We start from the raw sequence: 16329 nt of genomic DNA on the forward strand, positions 1-16329 counted from the left end.
CCTAAAATATGGCAACCACATTAAAAGAGAACCGTATGCAAAACGCCCGCCCCGTCGTCGTACTGACCCTCGGCGATCCTGCAGGCATCGGCGCCGAGCTCATTGCACGCCTACTCGCCCAGCATCCTGTATGCAACCTTGCCAACGTCGTACTCATCGGCGATCCGTGGCTATGGGAGCAAGGGCAACACATTGCGCAGGTCCATGTTCCGACCGCCTCGGTGGAGTCTTTTGATGCGGTACGAGAGCGTCCCAACCAAGATCTGCCAGCGTTTTTAGCGATTCACTCCATCGAACCCAACGATGTCCAGACGGGTCAAGTCAGCGCACAAAATGGATCTTCAACATTAAAAATTCTCAATGCCTGTATGGATGCGACCTTGGCCGGCCATGTCGATGCCATTTGTTTTGCACCACTTAATAAACAAGCGCTCAAGATGGGCGGTATGAAACACGAGGACGAGCTGCATCACTTTGCGCAGTACTTGGGTGTCACAGGATATTTTTGCGAGTTCAATACTCTAGGCAACCTCTGGACCTCACGCATCTCCTCGCACGTTCCGCTCAAGGATGTCGCGCAGTACCTGAGTCAAGAACGGATCCTGCAAGCGTCAGAACTCATCTACAAAGCGCTACTTGCAAGCGGTTTTGAAACACCCAAAATCGCCATTGCTGCGTTCAATCCACATGGTGGAGATGGCGGCTCCTGCGGCCGCGAAGAAATCGATATCATCGCGCCGGCAGTCGCGGCACTGCAAGCGAAAACCTGGCCAACCGACACGCCATTCCATGGACCTTTCCCAGCGGATACGATTTTCTTAAAAGCCCAGGCTGGCGAGTATCAAGCGATCGTCACGATGTATCACGACCAAGGGCAAATCGCCATCAAGCTTCTCGGCTTTTCAAGAGGCGTGACTGTTCAAGGCGGGCTCCCGATCCCGATTACCACACCCGCTCATGGGACCGCCTACGATATCGCTGGCAAAGGTCTTGCGAGCGTCGAAGCCACCTGGCAAGCCTTTCAGATCGCCGCACGCATGGGTAAAGCCTGGCGTCAATGACGGCTTTAAGCGCACGATCCCCCACATGCTGGGGATTTCCTCTGGCCATCTCGTGATGTTGCTCGCGATCGCCGCGGGTGTTATCCCAACCACGACAGCGCCAAATCTTTAACCTCATCATGGCACTTTTGCTGATTCTATCGATGGTGCCGGTACTATTGATTTAAGGCGTGCCTATACGTTCGCGCAACGCCACAAACAATTTAATCAAGATCAAGGTCTCCGGGACCCCGGAGAGATACGCATCGTAGTAATCAAAACTCGACTCCGCAAACATTGGGTCAAAATCATTCAACCCCTCAAGATAGGCATACACATGCCAGGCGATAAAGGGCAACAGCCAGAGCGTGCGGCCCTTGTCCACTGCCTGCTTTTTAATCAACCAATAGGCAACGCCCAGGTATACAAACAAAAAGATGGCAAAAATCCCTATGGGTAGTGTTAAAACACCCCCGCTTTGTTGCAAAAAATTAGAGGCAGAATTCGTAAAAAAATACGCCCCAATATTGAAAAAAGAGACGTAAAAATACATTTTCCAGAGCTCGTCTGGATTGTCGAAGGCCTTGAGAGTGGGCTTCGTGTCTGACGACATCACTGACCCCTATATTGATTCAACCGTAAGTCAATATATTCTCATAGTTTGCCTATCAACACCGCGGCACGGAGGTGATCAAAGAATCGCTAGGCGACCACCACAGTAATACCCATTGTCACGAATCCTTTTTTTGTATACAGTATTTAAATACGGTATTCTGCATTACATACTAAGCTTTTTTTATCCTGAGTTGTGAATTAACCGAGACTATGAGCGATTCTTTAGAAAAAATACAACCCCTTGATCTACTAGGAGAGCGCGTATATCGGCGACTTCGCTCTCATCTTTGGTCAGGCAACGTTCGTTGGGGAGAAACCCTGCGCGAAAGCGTTTTAGCGACACGGCTCGGTGTGTCAAGAACGCCCGTGCGTGAAGCGTTAACTCGATTAGCTGTTGAGGGTTTTCTGGAGGTCCGTGGTCGCAGTTTTGCAGTCCCCTTGTTATCCGAAGACGACGTCGAAGAGATTTATCACCTCAGGGTGCTGCTAGAGACAGACGCTGTGCGTATAGCGGCCATCGCTGTCCAACAAAAGCCTTCTCGCATCAAAAACGTAGAAGCAGCCATTAAACAGGCTGAACGTGCTGCCCTCGAAGGGGACTCAGAGGGTTTCATCAGAGCGAACCACGAGTTTCGTTCGAGCTGGCTTGCGCAGGTGAACAATCGCCGACTTGTCGCCGCTGTTGAGCTTTACGCTGGCCTAGTCCGTTCACTTCAGATACTGAGCTTAGGCGATAAAGAACGCCAAGCACTCGTTCTGGAACATATGCAAAAAATTTCCACCAATCTCCGAGCAGGCGAAGCTGATAACGCCGCGCTCACCATGCTCCAATACCTGTCGATTGCCCGCATCGCCATGCTGCAAAGCTTGCCCGCTGCGGAAAAAACACAGGCTTCTTAGTTCATGTTCCCATAGGAGGGCGCAATGATGTTTCGTATTGCTCAGAAAGCTGTTGTGATCAGCACCTTGCTATTTACTGTTTGCGCTACCGCCCAAACCTTCCCCGATAAGCCCATCAGGCTGATTCAACAGTTTGCCACCGGGGGAGGGAGTGACGCAGTCGCACGTCCGCTCCAACCCGAGTTAGAAAAAATCCTTGGTCAACCTGTTATTGTCGAAAACAGGCCCGGGGCAAATGGAGGCATCGCTAACCAAGCTGTTGCGAAAGCCCCAGCCGATGGATATACCCTTCTTTTTGCTGCCGCTGGACCTATGACTGCAGCACCCCATTTGTACGATCTTCGGATTGCGCCAAACGAAGCCTTTACCCCTGTTGCACTGGCTGTTAAAACACCCTACGCAATTATCATCAACAACTCTGTCAAAGCCTCTTCTCTGAAAGAGCTGATAGATTTAGCACGCGCCAATCCGGGCAAGTTAACCTTTGGTACTTCTGGCGTGGGCGGTGCTCCGCACTTAGCCGGTGAGATGCTCAGTGCAGTGACTGGAGTCAAATTCTTACCTGTCGCATATAAAGGGATGGGTCCGGCTCTGACTGCAGTCTTGGGAGGTGAAGTTGACTTCGTGTTTGCTGACATTGCTTTTGCCGCCCCACATGTCAACTCTGACCGAGTAAAAATAGTAGCGGTGACTGGCGACAAACGCTCAGCGCCTATTCCGAACGTAAAGACCGTTAGGGAGCTAGGTGTTGCCGATTATGAGTCAGGGACTTGGTACGGCGTATTTGTGCCAGTCGGTACACCCCCAGCGATTATCGAAACACTGAATAAAGCCGTCAACAAGGCGCTCGAAGGGCCGCTGCGTGCACGCTTCATCGAGCAGGGGATGGATCCAGCCTCCAACATGTCGTCTAGCGAGTTCTCGAAATTCGTGAAGTCTGATTACGATCGTATTGGCAAGGTTGTGAAACAGGCCAACATTAAAATCGAGCAATAAAGACATATCTCACTCTAACCATCGCTCTGCAGACCAAAGCGCGATAAGGGCTTGGGTCTTGCAGAGAGCCCTATCGCTTTAACCTTGACTGCAACAACACACATGCGCCCTCCTGCTGTAGACTATGAAGCCGATATTATCGTAATAGGTAGCGGCGCTTGCGGCCTGATGGCTGCCCATCGGGCCGGACTTTCAGGTCTAGATGTTATTTTGCTGGATCGAGACTCCCGGCTCGGTTGTAATGCAGAGATTGCCAGCGGGTCTGTCCCTGCGGCTCCCACAGAGCACCAACGCCGCGCTGGCGTTGAGGACTCAGCAGAACAAATGGCTAAAGATATTCTGCAAAAAAGCGGCAACCAAGCAAACCCAGCCATCGTAGATGTTCTTTGCCAGCGATCACCGGAACTCATCCATATTTTTGAGCACCAACTGGGTGTGCCTATGGAGCTCAATACAGATGCAAGCCGCTACGGATTTTCCGCCATGCGGCTTCACAATGGCCCCGGACGCACAGGCGCGCCATTAATAAACGGCCTCAGAAAAGCAGTTCAAAGCATGGACAACGTGACTTACGTTGATCGAACACCTGGCACGGGACTCCTCGTCAGCGAAAGCGGTGAAGTGCAAGGCGTGATTGCAAGCGCTGATGGACAAACACAGAATCTAGGCGCTAAGAAAGTCATATTGGCGTGTGACGGCTTTGGGTCAAATCAAGACATGATTGCCCAGTACATACCCCACATGCACGGCTTACCTTCGATCGGCGTTCAAGGAAACATGGGCGACGCGATCCGGTGGGGCATGGATCTAGGAGGCGCAGTGGCTCACATGTGTGGATACCAAGCCCATGGCTTGGTATGTGCAGGATATGGAACGCGCTTGGTGCCTGAGATTCCTCAGCTTGGCGCGATCATTGTGAATCGCCAAGGCAATCGGTTTGCGCGCGAAGATCAAGGTTACTCAGAATTTGCGCGTGAAGTATTGGCTCAACATGATCAAGTCGGAATTGCCTTCTTTGATCAACGCACAGTCGATATTGTGGCTCGGCTCGATCACTGGAAGGATACCGTGGCATCGGGTGCTGTGAAGTCGGCAGCCTCAATCGATGCCTTGGCCGCCCTATTCAAACTGCCAATAGAAGCAGTGCAACGTAGTTTTGACCAATGCAGTGGCCGACTACCCGATCCATTTAATCGAGCTGCATTGCCCATTCCTAGCCAAGGTCCGTTTTATGGCGCAGTCATCACCGGCGCCCTCGTTCATACCCAAGGCGGGCTTGTTGTGGACGTGCATGCGCGCGTCTGCAGACCCGATGGCTCCATCGTTCCAAATCTCTATGCGGGTGGTGGCTCAGCTGCAGGTTTATCAGGCGATCTGCCCGAAGGTTATCTTTCAGGTAATGGGCTACTGAGTGCCTATGGCCTGGGCCTCATCGCCGGCGAACACGCCGCAGCCACAATCATGGCAACTCAACACTAAAGGGTCAAAATGTCACAGCCTACCTCAGCTAGCAATGAGCGCGCCCTCTTGGAATCCTCTCTTCATGAGTTAGTGATGTGGGCGACCAATGTTGAAGCGAAAGACATTCCTGCTCACATTTTTCAGCGAGCGGCAGAGATCCTTTTTGATGACCTGTCTGCCATGATTGGGGCATGGGATGAGCCCGAGTTTCAACGCCTATACCCTTTGCTGTTTAAATCAGCTGGGCTGGCGAGCGCATCCATTTTTTGTAAACCTGGGACTCAGACAGATATCTACACAGCAGCATTAGTCAATGCGGTGTCGGCTAACTGGCTTGAACTTGACGAAGGCTATCGTTTGACCCCCTGCCATGCTGGCTTGTATGTGTTGCCCGCTTTATTAGCACAGGCCGAAACTGATGGCACGACCACCCAAGAGATGCTCACAACCTTGGTTGTCTCCTATGAAGTTATCACGCGCATTGCTCGGACATTTCCTCAACAACCGTCGGTCATGCAATCACATGGTCGATTTGCGGCGGTTGGTGCCGCCATTGCCACGGCTCGACACAAAGGGCTCGGGCCTGTCCAGATGGCTGACGCGATCAATTCTGCCAGTACGCTCATTACGCCAGCTCCGCGAAACCACCTTGCTGAAGGTGCGCTGGTACGAAACGTCTGGGCAGGGCTTGGCGCTCAATCGGGCCTAAGGGCATGCGAATGGGTTGATGCGGGCATCACCGGAACTCCTGCGAGTTTGTATGATGTTTATGTCACTGTACTGCGTGGTGGTTTCAAGCCCGAAGAGCTCACAAAGGACCTGGGCACCTCTTGGGCTGTTGAGCATGGATACACAAAGATTTATGCCTGTTGCCAGCATCTTCATTCCGCAGTCGAAGCAGTACTTGAAAGCAGGCCTGATCTTATACAAAGAGGTTTGGAGAAAATTGAAGGTATCAAGGTCTACACCCATGAACTCGCCTTGCCGCTTGATAACTCAACACCAACAAATACGCTTTCGGCTAAGTTCTCAATGTCGCACGCGCTCGCCTCGGTCCTCATCACAGGCACTGGGGGTGCCGAGGCATTCAATACAAGCACCTTAAGTCACCCTCAAATTAACAAGTTACGAGAGAAAATTAGTATGGCGGCATGGCCAGGTCCCATCCCTGCGTCACCTAACGATCGACCGGCGCGCTTACATATCCAACTCAATGATGGCAGCGAAGTTGTTACTGAATGCTTATCGGCCCGTGGCGGCTCTGATCAACCACTCACCAGCATCGAACGCCATGAGAAAGTGCGACAACTGACTCACGCTGGATACCCAGAGCTTGCAGCACTCGCTGTCGAGGTGATCGCAGGCAATGAATCTTATACGATGCGCCCCTGGTATGAACTCGTGGCGCTCATGCAGCCCAAACAATCCAGATAGCCCGAAAAGGCATAGGAAAGATCATGAAGATTTTGTTCCAGAGCCTGATTGAAATGGGACGCACGCCTACCTATTTTGCGGGGATGCAGGCCCGAGTAAAAACCATTGCCAGACCAGGCGTGACTGTGGACTTCGTGGGGATGCCTGAGGGCATCTATGGCCAGTACCCGCCCTCACAGGTCGTAAAGTACCCCTACATGGCGGCCATGACTGAGCAGTTCATTCTTGACAATGCGCTGCGAGCAGAAGCCCAAGGCTACGACGTGTTCGCGATTGGCTCGATTCAAGACCCAGCGCTTGAACAGGCGCGTGCACTCGTCGACATCCCTGTGGTGGGGTATGGCGAATCCGCCATGCATCTTGCTTGCTGCCTATCTTCAAAATTCGTTGTCATTGCCTTTGAGAAAGGCTTTGATCAAATGATTGATTTGCGCATCAAACGCTTGGGTTTAAGCGAGCGCGGATTACCGACGGTGATTATCGACGCTGACTTTAAACAAGTTAGCCAAGGATTTACTGAGGATAACGTGTTGATGGATCTATTCACCCAAGCCGCCCAACGTGCCATCGAACAGGGCGCTGAAGCAATCATTCCAGGTCAGCTTTACCTGAGCGAAGCGATCGCTCACGCCAAAATCACTCGTATTGAAGACGTCCCAATTATCGACGGCCTCAGTGCGAATTTGAAAATGGCAGAAATCATGCATGATTTAAAAAGCTTAGGCATCAGCACGACCCGTCGTGGTTATGTTCACGCCCGACCGCCCGCTGACATGATTGAGCATGCCCGAAAGTTTCAAGGGCGCGAGGATCTAAACAAGTCAACGTCTGCCAAACAGATGACTTGAAGGCTGATAATGCCCTCTTCCCAAACTCACCAAATTCCAGTCACCCTCATGACTGGCTTTTTGGGTAGCGGAAAGACTACTCAGCTGAATGCTGTGCTGAGTAACCCTGCATTCGCGGGAACGTTGGTCATTATCAATGAGTTTGGAGATGTGGGGCTTGACCATCTACTGGTCGATAGCGCCAAAGACCAAGTTCTTTTGCTTGATTCCGGGTGCTTATGTTGTGCTTCCTCCGGAAACCTTCGAGATACCTTGATTGATCTCTTCATACGTCGAAATTCGGGGGCTATTCCGCCATTTGACCGCATCATGGTTGAGACCAGTGGACTGGCACACCCAGGTCCTTTGACAGCCACACTCATCGGCGATTCAGCCCTGCTGTCGCGTTATAAACTTTCGCAAGTTCTGACGGTCGTCGATGCAGCCAACGGCGCGCAAACGCTTACATCTTACCAAGAGGCTCGTGATCAAGTTGCCCTGACTGACACTTTGGTGATCGGAAAAACCGACACCGCGAATCTCGCACAGATACAGCAACTCACGACAATGCTGTCGGGATTGAATCCATACGCGCCAATTCACCAATGGAAAATCGGACAGGATACGGCACATATCTTAGCTTCCGATTCCTCTACCAAAAACACTGTTATATCCAAACCAGAAGTATGGATTGAGAACCTGATGGGGTCACGCCATCTAACGTCCAAAGATGTCAAGCCTGCATCGTTATGGGGCAATGACCTCCTTAATAAAAAACGTTTGTCTGCGTTTACACATAGCAGTGCATTTCAGAGCATGCAAACTTATACATTACGTTTCGGCAACACTCCGATGAGTTGGCCTAGCTATGCGGCCCTAACGCAGGCGCTTTCACACAAGTTTGGCCGAATGATGCTTCGTTGCAAGGGTCTACTTAGATTACAAGGTGAGCATCCATGGGTCATTCAGGGTGTTCAAGGCTATTTTGCTAAACCCACTCGACTTTCGGAACATCAAGTCTGGAATGAAAGTTCATTTCTAGTGTGCATTGGCGCTACGCTCAGCGCTGAGCGTCTGCGCGCGATCACGGCAGAGATCCCAGAGCTCAGAGACCTTGTTATCTCATCCTCACACTCTTTAGACAAAATCAACAGCTGACAAATGAATGAAGGACTATGTAATGACTGACAAAGTGATATTTCGAGGCGGTACCGTTGTGCGTACAGATCACCCACCGCAAGCGCTAGATATCTTGATTGAGAACGGTGTCATTCAAGCACTGATGTTGCCAAACACACCTATTGACCAAACGGTTAGTGAGCGACGGATCGACGGACTACATGTATTTCCCGGTCTCATTGATGCACATGTACATTTCGGTTTCGGCGAAAAAATCACTGAGTACGAAACTGAAACTGCGCACGCGGCAATCGGTGGTTTCACCACAATTCTTGCCTACTTGCTCAGTAGCGAAGCCTACGGTGAAGTCTACGAGAGCGAGCAAGCCTTTGCCAAGCCCCGCGTTCATACGGACTACGCTTTGCACTTTAGCGCCGCCACTGAACAGCACCTCGAAGAGCTGGGGCGCTACGTAGAGGAGTGCGGTGTCACTTCGTTCAAATACTTTATGAATTTTAAGGGTGAAGAGGGGCGCTATTTAGGCTTAGATGGTACGGATGACGGTTTTTTCTACGCGCTGATGAATAAAGCGGTCTCGGTCGGTGGCCTCACTGTCGTGTGTCACACTGAAAATATCGAGATCGTGAATCGGCTTAGAAACACCCAACTCAACGTGGGCATGCACACGTTGAAAGATTGGGAGGCCGTCAAACCCCCCATCACCGAGGCAGAGGCCGCAATCAGGGCGATGCTTTTTGCCGAAAAATCAGGTGCGACCATTTACATTCCGCACATGAGCTCAAAGATGGGCCTCGATGAAGTCAGATTTTGGCGTAAGCGATACTCAAAGGTGTTTGTAGAAACCTGCCCTCACTACCTCACGCACACCAGTGATATGGACCTAGGGGGCATGGGCAAAGCAAATCCACCTTTTCGAGGCGTCGATGAACGCGAGGCGCTTTGGGAGGGTTTAATCGATGGAACAATCGATGTAGTGGCCTCAGATCACTGCCCACGCAAGCGTGCCACCAAAGATAAGAGCCTATGGCTCGCCTCTCAAGGGTTTCCTGGAACGGCCACCATACTGCCCGTGCTCTTGCATGAGGGCTATCACCAGCGGGGATTATCTTTACAGCGTATTGCGCAACTTGTTTGCCACTCACCAGCTCGAATATTCGGATTAGATCACCGTAAAGGAAATATCGCGCCAGGGCTTGATGCCGACCTGACCTTGGTAGATCTAACTCTAGAAAAAACGGTCAACCATGTTGATCTGCTTTCTTATTCTGACTACAGCATCTACGATGGCTGGACCTTCAAAGGCTGGGCTGTAGAGACTATTTTGCGTGGTAAGACAATCATGAAAGACGGTCAACTCACGGGTAAGCCTGGCGATGGGCAGTATCTATTTCGAACAAATGCTGGCTCAGTCACAGCAAAATAAGAACACTTTTTGGAGATGAAGAAATGAGACCTTGGAGCGGAATTGTCGGTGATGAAGAGCTACGTGCCTATGATGCATCAGGATTTGGACGCCCCAGCGGTTTAGGAAAGCGCCCCGCCCTACTGATCATTGATATTCAGTATCGCACTGTTGGAACGCAGCGCAAGCCCTTCTGGGAAGCGATCAAGGAGTTTCCAACCTCATGCGGTGAAGTCGGCTGGCAAGCTGTGGACTCAATCGTTCCGCTGCTTGCTTTGTTTCGTGAGCGAGGTTGGCCTGTTATCTATCCACACGTTGCTCCCAAGCAAAGCTATGACGGTGGACGCCTTGCAGAGAAAGTTCCCGCAATCATGGGTATTTCAGCGAAGGGGTACGAATTTGTCCAAGAGCTTGCACCCAACGCCCACGACATCCTACTGCCCAAAAAACACCCAAGCGCCTTCTTTGGCACGGCTCTTTGCAGTCACCTTATTGATAAAAACGTAGATACCCTGGTGGTCACTGGCTGCACGACCAGCGGCTGCGTTCGAGGCACTGTCGTTGATGCCTTTTCACTCAATTTCAAAGTCGCTATCCCCGAGGAATGCGTCTATGACAGAGGCAGGACCTCACACGCGGTGAACCTTTTCGACATGAGCCAGAAGTACGCTGATGTCCTTCCCACAAAAGAGTTGCTCGACCAACTCAAAAATATCCAACAATAAGAGGCAAATATCAAATGAAAGCTTTTCAGATTTCTCGCCTCCTAGCAATTCTTGCTCTCTCGACAAGTGCGCTTGCTCATGCGGCCTACCCAGATCGTCCCATTAATTTAGTCGTCCCTTTTCCACCTGGAGGGGGGACTGATGCCACCGCACGCCTGATTGCTGATGCAATTAGCCCGCTGCTCGGGCAAAACGTGGTCGTTGTAAACCGGGCTGGGGCCGCCGGATCAATCGGTGCACAATCAGTTGTCGATGCAAAACCAGACGGATACACACTATTTTTTACAACCACTGGTGCACTCGTTATCAATCCGCATCTCTACAAAAAATTACGCTATTCGGTTCAAGACTTCACCCCCATCGCACCCGTCGGGGAATCGGCTAATGTCCTCGTTGTCAATCCGAATGTCAAAGCAAACTCAGTGAACGACTTGATCCAGTTGGCGCGTGCGAACCCCGGCAAATTAACCTATGGCACCTCAGGCGCAGGGAGTTCGAGCCATCTTGCTGGCGTGCTGCTAGAGTCTCTCACCGGCGTGCAACTCACTCATGTTCCCTACAAAGGCTCCGCACCTGCCATCACAGATTTGGTCAGTGGCCGAATCGACCTGATGATTGACAACATTCCGAGTTACGTAGAGCTTGCAAAAGCTGGAAAAGTACGGCCACTCGGTGTGTCAGGCAAGAAGCCTTCATCACTATTTCCTGGGATACCAACCATTGCTCAAGCAGGCGTACCTGGTTATGAGGTGACGATCTGGTACGGATTACTAGGCCCCGCCGGGATACCAACTGAAGTGATAGAAAAAATATCAGGTGCCGTTCGTGTAGTACTAGGTCGTCCTGAGATGCAAGAAAGACTTCAGAAAATTGGCGCTGATGCCATGATCATGTCGCCAAAGGAATTTTCTGATTTTATCGCTCGCGAAAATACGAAATGGGCTGATATAGTGAAAAAATCGGGTGCGGCACAAGATTAAAAATACAACCCTGTGACTCGTCCACATTCTCGCGCCTCATCCTACCGCGCGTCGCACCGAATCCAGCGACATCAGCTTGAGGCGTGGACCGGCCTTCATCATCTGACCGGGCAATTGACGCCCCATCATCTGTTCAACCTGCTTGGCGACGCCGATGAGTTTCTCCAGATCGATTCCGGTCTCGTACCCACACTCTTCGAGCAGATAGACCAAATCCTCGGTACAAATGTTGCCCGTCGCACCTGGCGCAAACGGACAGCCACCCAGGCCTGCAATCGACGACTCAAACTCGCGCACGCCCAATTGCAAGCCGTTCATGACGTTGGCTAGGCCCACGCCGCGTGTATTGTGGAAATGCAAAGCAATTTCCATGTCTGGATATTTATTGCGCACGGCATCGACCACGCGCGTCACGACTGGAGGTGTGGCCATGCCGGTCGTATCGCCAAACGTGATGTTGCGAATGCCGTGTGCATCGTAAGAACCGACAATCTTCAAAATATTGTCGAGTGACACTTCGCCCTCAAAGGGACAACCAAACGCTGTCGCCACTGCACCGCGCAGCTGGATATCCCACTGACGCGCGATCGGCACCACCTCGGCAAAATCGGCAATCGCCTGATCAATCGATTTGTTGAGGTTTGTTTTGCAATGGCTTTCGCTGGCAGAAATGAAACCCACCATCATGTCGGCCTTAGCCGCCGCAGCGCGCTCAGCACCTCGCGCGTTAGGCACGAGTACGGCCAAGCGTACATTTGGATTGCGATGCACTTGGGCCAATACCTCGGCTGCATCCGCCAACTGCGGCAGCGCTCGGGGGGACACAAAAGACGTCGCCTCGATGCTACGCACACCTGCATCAATCAACCCGTTGATGGTTGCAACCTTGTTCGCCGTCGCGATGAACTCCGGCTCTGCTTGAAAACCGTCGCGGGTCCCGACCTCGGTGACCGTCACAAATTTTTTGGATTGCTCTGACATGATGATTCTCGTAAGTGAAGTCAAATAATACGTTTAATGATTGCGTTCAATATTACACAATCTATTACACAATTCCGCGACTTTTAAGAGAGGCGATCGCCTCTGCACTGAGTCCCAACTGCCCCAATACTGCCTCGTTATCTATTCCCAACGTCGGTGGTGGACGATGAATCTGACAAGGCTCGTCTGAAAACTTGATCGGAAAGCCCAGTACATCCAGGCGTCCATGCTCAGGATGCTCAATCGTCAACCGCATCTGCTGATGTTGCGTTTGGGGATCGTCGAAGACCTCGCCGATATTGAGTACACGCCCACAGGGCACACCTGCTTCGTTGAGCTTTGCTATCCAATGCGCAATCGGCTGTTGCCGGATCTTTTCATTCAACTCTGCATTGATGGCCTCGCGATTGGCAAAGCGCAACGCGTTGTTGGCAAACTCAGGACGCTCCCGCAAATGCTCGAGATCAAGCGCGGCCAGCAGTTTGAAATAAAACGTATCATTACTCGGTGCGATCGCAACCTGACCATCCGAGGCCTCAAACAACCCATAGGGTGAGGCCAGCGCATGATCATTACCCGTGCGCAAGGGCAACTGGCCTGTTGCAAAATAATTCGTCGCCAAAAACGCCAGCATGCTTGTTAAACCATCGGTCAACGAGGTCGTGACCTCCTCGCCCTGACCCGTCCGCGCGCGCCTCACCAATGCCGCCAAAATGCCCATCGCCGCATACGAGCCCGCAATCAAATCCGAGATCGGCGGTGCCGCCCGCATCGGCGGCGCATTGGCCGCGCCATTCACACTCATAAAGCCACTCATCGCCTGCGCAACGAAGTCAAACGATGGCCGATCCGCATAGGGACCATCCAGACCAAAACCCGTCACATTGCAACTCACCAAATCAGGTTTGATTTGCGACAGCGCCTCGCGTCCAAAACCCATCTTGTCCATAATGCCCGGACGATAGTTATTGACCACCACATCCGCAGTCTTGAGTAACTCACGCAAAATCTCTTTGCCTTCAGGCGCGCGCAGATCAAGCGTAATCGAGCGCTTGTTACGGTTAAAAGACGCAAAATAGTAGGAGTAGCCATTAGGCGCCTCGCCCTGTTGGCGCACAGGATCACCCCCCTTGGGATCCTCGATCTTGATGACCTCCGCACCCATGTCGGCCAGAAACATCGTGCAAAACGGACCAGACAAAATCCGCGTAAGGTCTACGACCCGGATACCTTGAAGCTGCATGGTGTGCGTGAAGCCTTTGTCAACGTTTAAAGCATTACCGCTTTAGATCGCGATAAAAATTTTCATGAGTACCTAACAACAATAAATATCTTGTCTTTGGATCAAACTCATACGCCAAAAGTATCTCGTGTTTTTGACTTTTGAATTTGTATACATACACACCAATTAAGTCACCGCGTTTTTGAATGCCGATGTGTGGATCTTTGATGATCTCTTCGATTCCAGCATCAACATCATTCTTTTGATTTTTATGGGGTTTTTTGTAACTTCTAGCAAAAATTGCGGATTGAAATACTTCTACTGTCCAACCCGGCATCAGTCACTTCCTTTTGGAATGAAAGGTGTAGCGAGGGATCTTCCCTCTGATCTTGCTATTAGCAAATCTCGAACAAAATCAATTGGTAAATCTGGATTGTCTAGAGCAGCTTTGCCAACTAACGCCCAAAATTCAACTTGGCCTGCAATAGTGCGTCGCTCAGCGTGTGCGTGGGCTTTCGCTTGCTCATAAAGATAATCATCAATACGGACTGGCATTCCCATGTCGCTTTCTCCTAAAACTACAATGAATTACTACAATTGTAGCAAGAAAGAATCAATTGTACGCTGTGGCAATTAACCGGCTGCACTCAAGCTCGCTGCATGCGCTTGCTCGTCTGCGTGATACGAAGACCGCACCATCGCGCCTACCGCCGCATGATGGAAACCCATCGCATACGCTTCACGCTCGAACATTTTGAACGTGTCGGGATGCACATAACGCAATACGGGTAAGTGATGCTCCGAAGGCTGCAGATATTGGCCAATGGTGAGCATCTCAACATCGTGCGCGCGCATGTCGCGCATGACTTGGAGGATTTCTTCGTCGGTTTCGCCTAAGCCCAGCATCAAACCTGACTTGGTTGGCGTATTAGGGTGACGCTTTTTAAATTCCTGTAGCAGCTTGAGCGAGTGCATGTAGTCTGAGCCAGGACGCGCTTGCTTGTACAAACGTGGCACCGTCTCGAGGTTGTGGTTCATCACATCGGGTGGGCCACCATCCAGAATCTCAAGCGCGCGATCGAGACGACCGCGGAAATCCGGCACCAAAACCTCAATGCGGGTCTCGGGGGACAGCTCGCGGACCTTTTGAATGCACTCTACAAAATGCCCCGCACCACCATCGCGTAGATCATCACGATCGACTGAGGTGATCACCACATATTTCAGCTTGAGCGCGGCGATGGTGCGCGCCAGATTGACCGGCTCGTTGACATCCAGAGGATCGGGACGGCCATGCCCCACATCACAAAACGGACAACGTCGGGTGCATTTGTCACCCATGATCATAAAGGTCGCCGTGCCCTTGCCAAAGCACTCGCCAATGTTGGGGCAAGAGGCTTCTTCGCACACAGTATGGAGATTGTGCTCGCGCAAAATGCGCTTGATGTCGTAAAACCTGGAGCCTGCGGGCGCTGCTTTGACGCGAATCCAGTCCGGTTTTTTCAGGCGCTCGGCCGCGACGACCTTAATCGGAATCCGCGAGGTCTTAGCCTGCGATTTCTGCTTTTGAGTCGCGTCGTAAGGCGCTGCAGGGATCGCAGCGACCGAGGTTTGTTCAGGTTGTGTGGACATAATCTACGTGGACGTTTGCGTCCAGCCGTTCAGTGACTGTAAGTAGTCATTTTACCTGTTGGAAAGTGTCAAGCCACAGTACCTTGTAATTTGTTGGGACAATGTTTGTGCAACCTCATCCCAGCCCGCGGTGACACCCAACTGAGCCATAGACACCGTCTGCAAACCCACATAACCACAGGGGTTGATGCCGTTAAATGGGGTCAAATCCATGTCTACATTGAGCGCCATGCCATGATAGGTACAGCCTTTGCGGACCTTGATACCCAAGGCGGCGATTTTGGCGAGCTCAGCACCCGATTTTGCTGCACCTATAGGGACGTATACCCCGGGTGCGCCTTCTTTGCGGCAAGCAGCCTCGATGCCATAAAGCTTCAGCGTCTCGATCGTGGCCTCCTCGATCTGATGCACCATGGCCTTGATAAACCGCCCGGAACGTCTGAGATCCGCGAGAATATAAGCCATCACTTGGCCGGGCCCATGATAAGTCACCTGACCGCCTCGGTCCGTTTGTACGACAGGAATGTTACCGGGATTGAGCAGATGCTCGGGCTTGCTGGCTTGACCAAGGGTATAGACAGGCGCGTGTTCGACGAGCCAGATTTCATCTGGCGTGTCGGGGGTACGCGCTTCGGTAAAAGCTTGCATGGCACGCCAGACGGGTTCGTAGGGCGACGGGCGTGGCCATGCTTGGCGCATCACAGCACGATCGACACCATCGGGTGTCCGTGCAGGGCGCGGTACAAGCCATCGAGTTGCTCACGCGAGGTCGCGGTCACGGTAAAGGTCAGCCCCATGTAATTGCCTCCCTTGCTCGGACGCATCTCGACCGTTGCCGGATCAAACGTAGGATCAAATTCGAGCACAAGCGCAGTCAAGACCTGAGCAAGCTCGGGGTTTTGCTTTCCCATCACTTTGATGGGAAAGGCACTTGGATACTCAATCAATGATTCGTTTTCAGGAATAGGCACTTC

At 51.7% G+C, this 16329-nt stretch carries 18 protein-coding genes; 10 read left to right on the forward strand and 8 right to left on the reverse strand.

The annotated features are described in order from the left end of the window. Positions 1-35: 35 nt before the first annotated feature. A complete protein-coding gene (locus AC8GE9_RS11195) occupies positions 36-1061 on the forward strand; it encodes a 4-hydroxythreonine-4-phosphate dehydrogenase PdxA (RefSeq protein ID WP_506677251.1) in 1026 nt (341 codons plus the stop codon). Between the two features lie 163 nt (positions 1062-1224). Here AC8GE9_RS11195 and AC8GE9_RS11200 read toward each other — a convergent pair whose 3' ends face one another. Continuing rightward, on the reverse strand, positions 1225-1653 hold the full coding sequence (locus AC8GE9_RS11200; protein WP_506677252.1) for a hypothetical protein: 429 nt from the start codon (positions 1651-1653) through the stop codon (positions 1225-1227). A gap of 212 nt (positions 1654-1865) precedes the next feature. On the opposite strand from AC8GE9_RS11200, the gene AC8GE9_RS11205 reads away from it, so the two are divergent. From AC8GE9_RS11205 to AC8GE9_RS11245, 9 genes are all read left to right on the forward strand, one after another. Next, complete coding sequence (locus AC8GE9_RS11205) at positions 1866-2555, forward strand: GntR family transcriptional regulator (protein ID WP_506677253.1); 690 nt, start codon at positions 1866-1868, stop codon at positions 2553-2555. Positions 2556-2579: 24 nt separating this feature from the next. After that, on the forward strand, positions 2580-3551 hold the full coding sequence (locus AC8GE9_RS11210; RefSeq protein WP_506677254.1) for a Bug family tripartite tricarboxylate transporter substrate binding protein: 972 nt from the start codon (positions 2580-2582) through the stop codon (positions 3549-3551). A gap of 102 nt (positions 3552-3653) precedes the next feature. Beyond that, complete coding sequence (locus AC8GE9_RS11215; protein WP_506677255.1) at positions 3654-5030, forward strand: FAD-dependent oxidoreductase; 1377 nt, start codon at positions 3654-3656, stop codon at positions 5028-5030. Positions 5031-5039: 9 nt separating this feature from the next. Beyond that, a complete protein-coding gene (locus AC8GE9_RS11220; RefSeq protein WP_506677256.1) occupies positions 5040-6446 on the forward strand; it encodes an MmgE/PrpD family protein in 1407 nt (468 codons plus the stop codon). 23 nt (positions 6447-6469) lie between these two features. Next, complete coding sequence (locus AC8GE9_RS11225; RefSeq protein WP_506677257.1) at positions 6470-7294, forward strand: aspartate/glutamate racemase family protein; 825 nt, start codon at positions 6470-6472, stop codon at positions 7292-7294. A gap of 9 nt (positions 7295-7303) precedes the next feature. Continuing rightward, on the forward strand, positions 7304-8431 hold the full coding sequence (locus AC8GE9_RS11230; protein WP_506677258.1) for a CobW family GTP-binding protein: 1128 nt from the start codon (positions 7304-7306) through the stop codon (positions 8429-8431). Positions 8432-8453: 22 nt separating this feature from the next. Continuing rightward, complete coding sequence (locus tag AC8GE9_RS11235; RefSeq protein WP_506677259.1) at positions 8454-9836, forward strand: dihydroorotase; 1383 nt, start codon at positions 8454-8456, stop codon at positions 9834-9836. Between the two features lie 23 nt (positions 9837-9859). Beyond that, entirely contained in the window at positions 9860-10540 is a 681-nt protein-coding gene (locus AC8GE9_RS11240; protein ID WP_506677260.1) for an isochorismatase family protein, read from the forward strand. Between the two features lie 14 nt (positions 10541-10554). Beyond that, entirely contained in the window at positions 10555-11520 is a 966-nt protein-coding gene (locus AC8GE9_RS11245; protein ID WP_506677261.1) for a Bug family tripartite tricarboxylate transporter substrate binding protein, read from the forward strand. A gap of 36 nt (positions 11521-11556) precedes the next feature. Here the strand turns inward: AC8GE9_RS11245 and AC8GE9_RS11250 are convergent, their stop codons facing one another. From AC8GE9_RS11250 to AC8GE9_RS11280, 7 genes are all read right to left on the reverse strand, one after another. Further along, positions 11557-12501, reverse strand: coding sequence for a hydroxymethylglutaryl-CoA lyase (locus AC8GE9_RS11250; protein WP_506677262.1), 945 nt, complete (start codon positions 12499-12501; stop codon positions 11557-11559). A gap of 64 nt (positions 12502-12565) precedes the next feature. Beyond that, on the reverse strand, positions 12566-13744 hold the full coding sequence (locus AC8GE9_RS11255) for a CaiB/BaiF CoA transferase family protein (RefSeq protein WP_506677263.1): 1179 nt from the start codon (positions 13742-13744) through the stop codon (positions 12566-12568). 34 nt (positions 13745-13778) lie between these two features. Next, positions 13779-14060 (reverse strand): type II toxin-antitoxin system RelE/ParE family toxin, encoded by a 282-nt coding sequence (locus AC8GE9_RS11260; RefSeq protein ID WP_506677264.1) that lies wholly within the window; start codon positions 14058-14060, stop codon positions 13779-13781. Continuing rightward, complete coding sequence (locus tag AC8GE9_RS11265) at positions 14060-14284, reverse strand: ParD-like family protein (protein WP_506677265.1); 225 nt, start codon at positions 14282-14284, stop codon at positions 14060-14062. Before AC8GE9_RS11265 ends, AC8GE9_RS11260 begins: the two co-directional genes overlap by 1 nt. Before the next feature lie 72 nt (positions 14285-14356). Further along, the gene (lipA, locus tag AC8GE9_RS11270; protein ID WP_506677266.1) at positions 14357-15355 is read right to left on the reverse strand and encodes a lipoyl synthase; all 999 of its coding nucleotides are present in this window, start codon (positions 15353-15355) and stop codon (positions 14357-14359) included. Between the two features lie 51 nt (positions 15356-15406). Then, on the reverse strand, positions 15407-16054 hold the full coding sequence (lipB, locus tag AC8GE9_RS11275; protein WP_506677267.1) for a lipoyl(octanoyl) transferase LipB: 648 nt from the start codon (positions 16052-16054) through the stop codon (positions 15407-15409). After that, positions 16054-16326, reverse strand: a complete 273-nt coding sequence (locus AC8GE9_RS11280; protein ID WP_506677268.1) for a DUF493 family protein — start codon at positions 16324-16326, stop codon at positions 16054-16056. The genes lipB and AC8GE9_RS11280 overlap by 1 nt, the downstream gene beginning before the upstream one ends. Positions 16327-16329 lie beyond the last annotated feature (3 nt).

The organism is Zwartia lucis, from assembly GCF_965234455.1.
GTDB classification, from domain to species: domain Bacteria; phylum Pseudomonadota; class Gammaproteobacteria; order Burkholderiales; family Burkholderiaceae_B; genus Zwartia; species Zwartia lucis.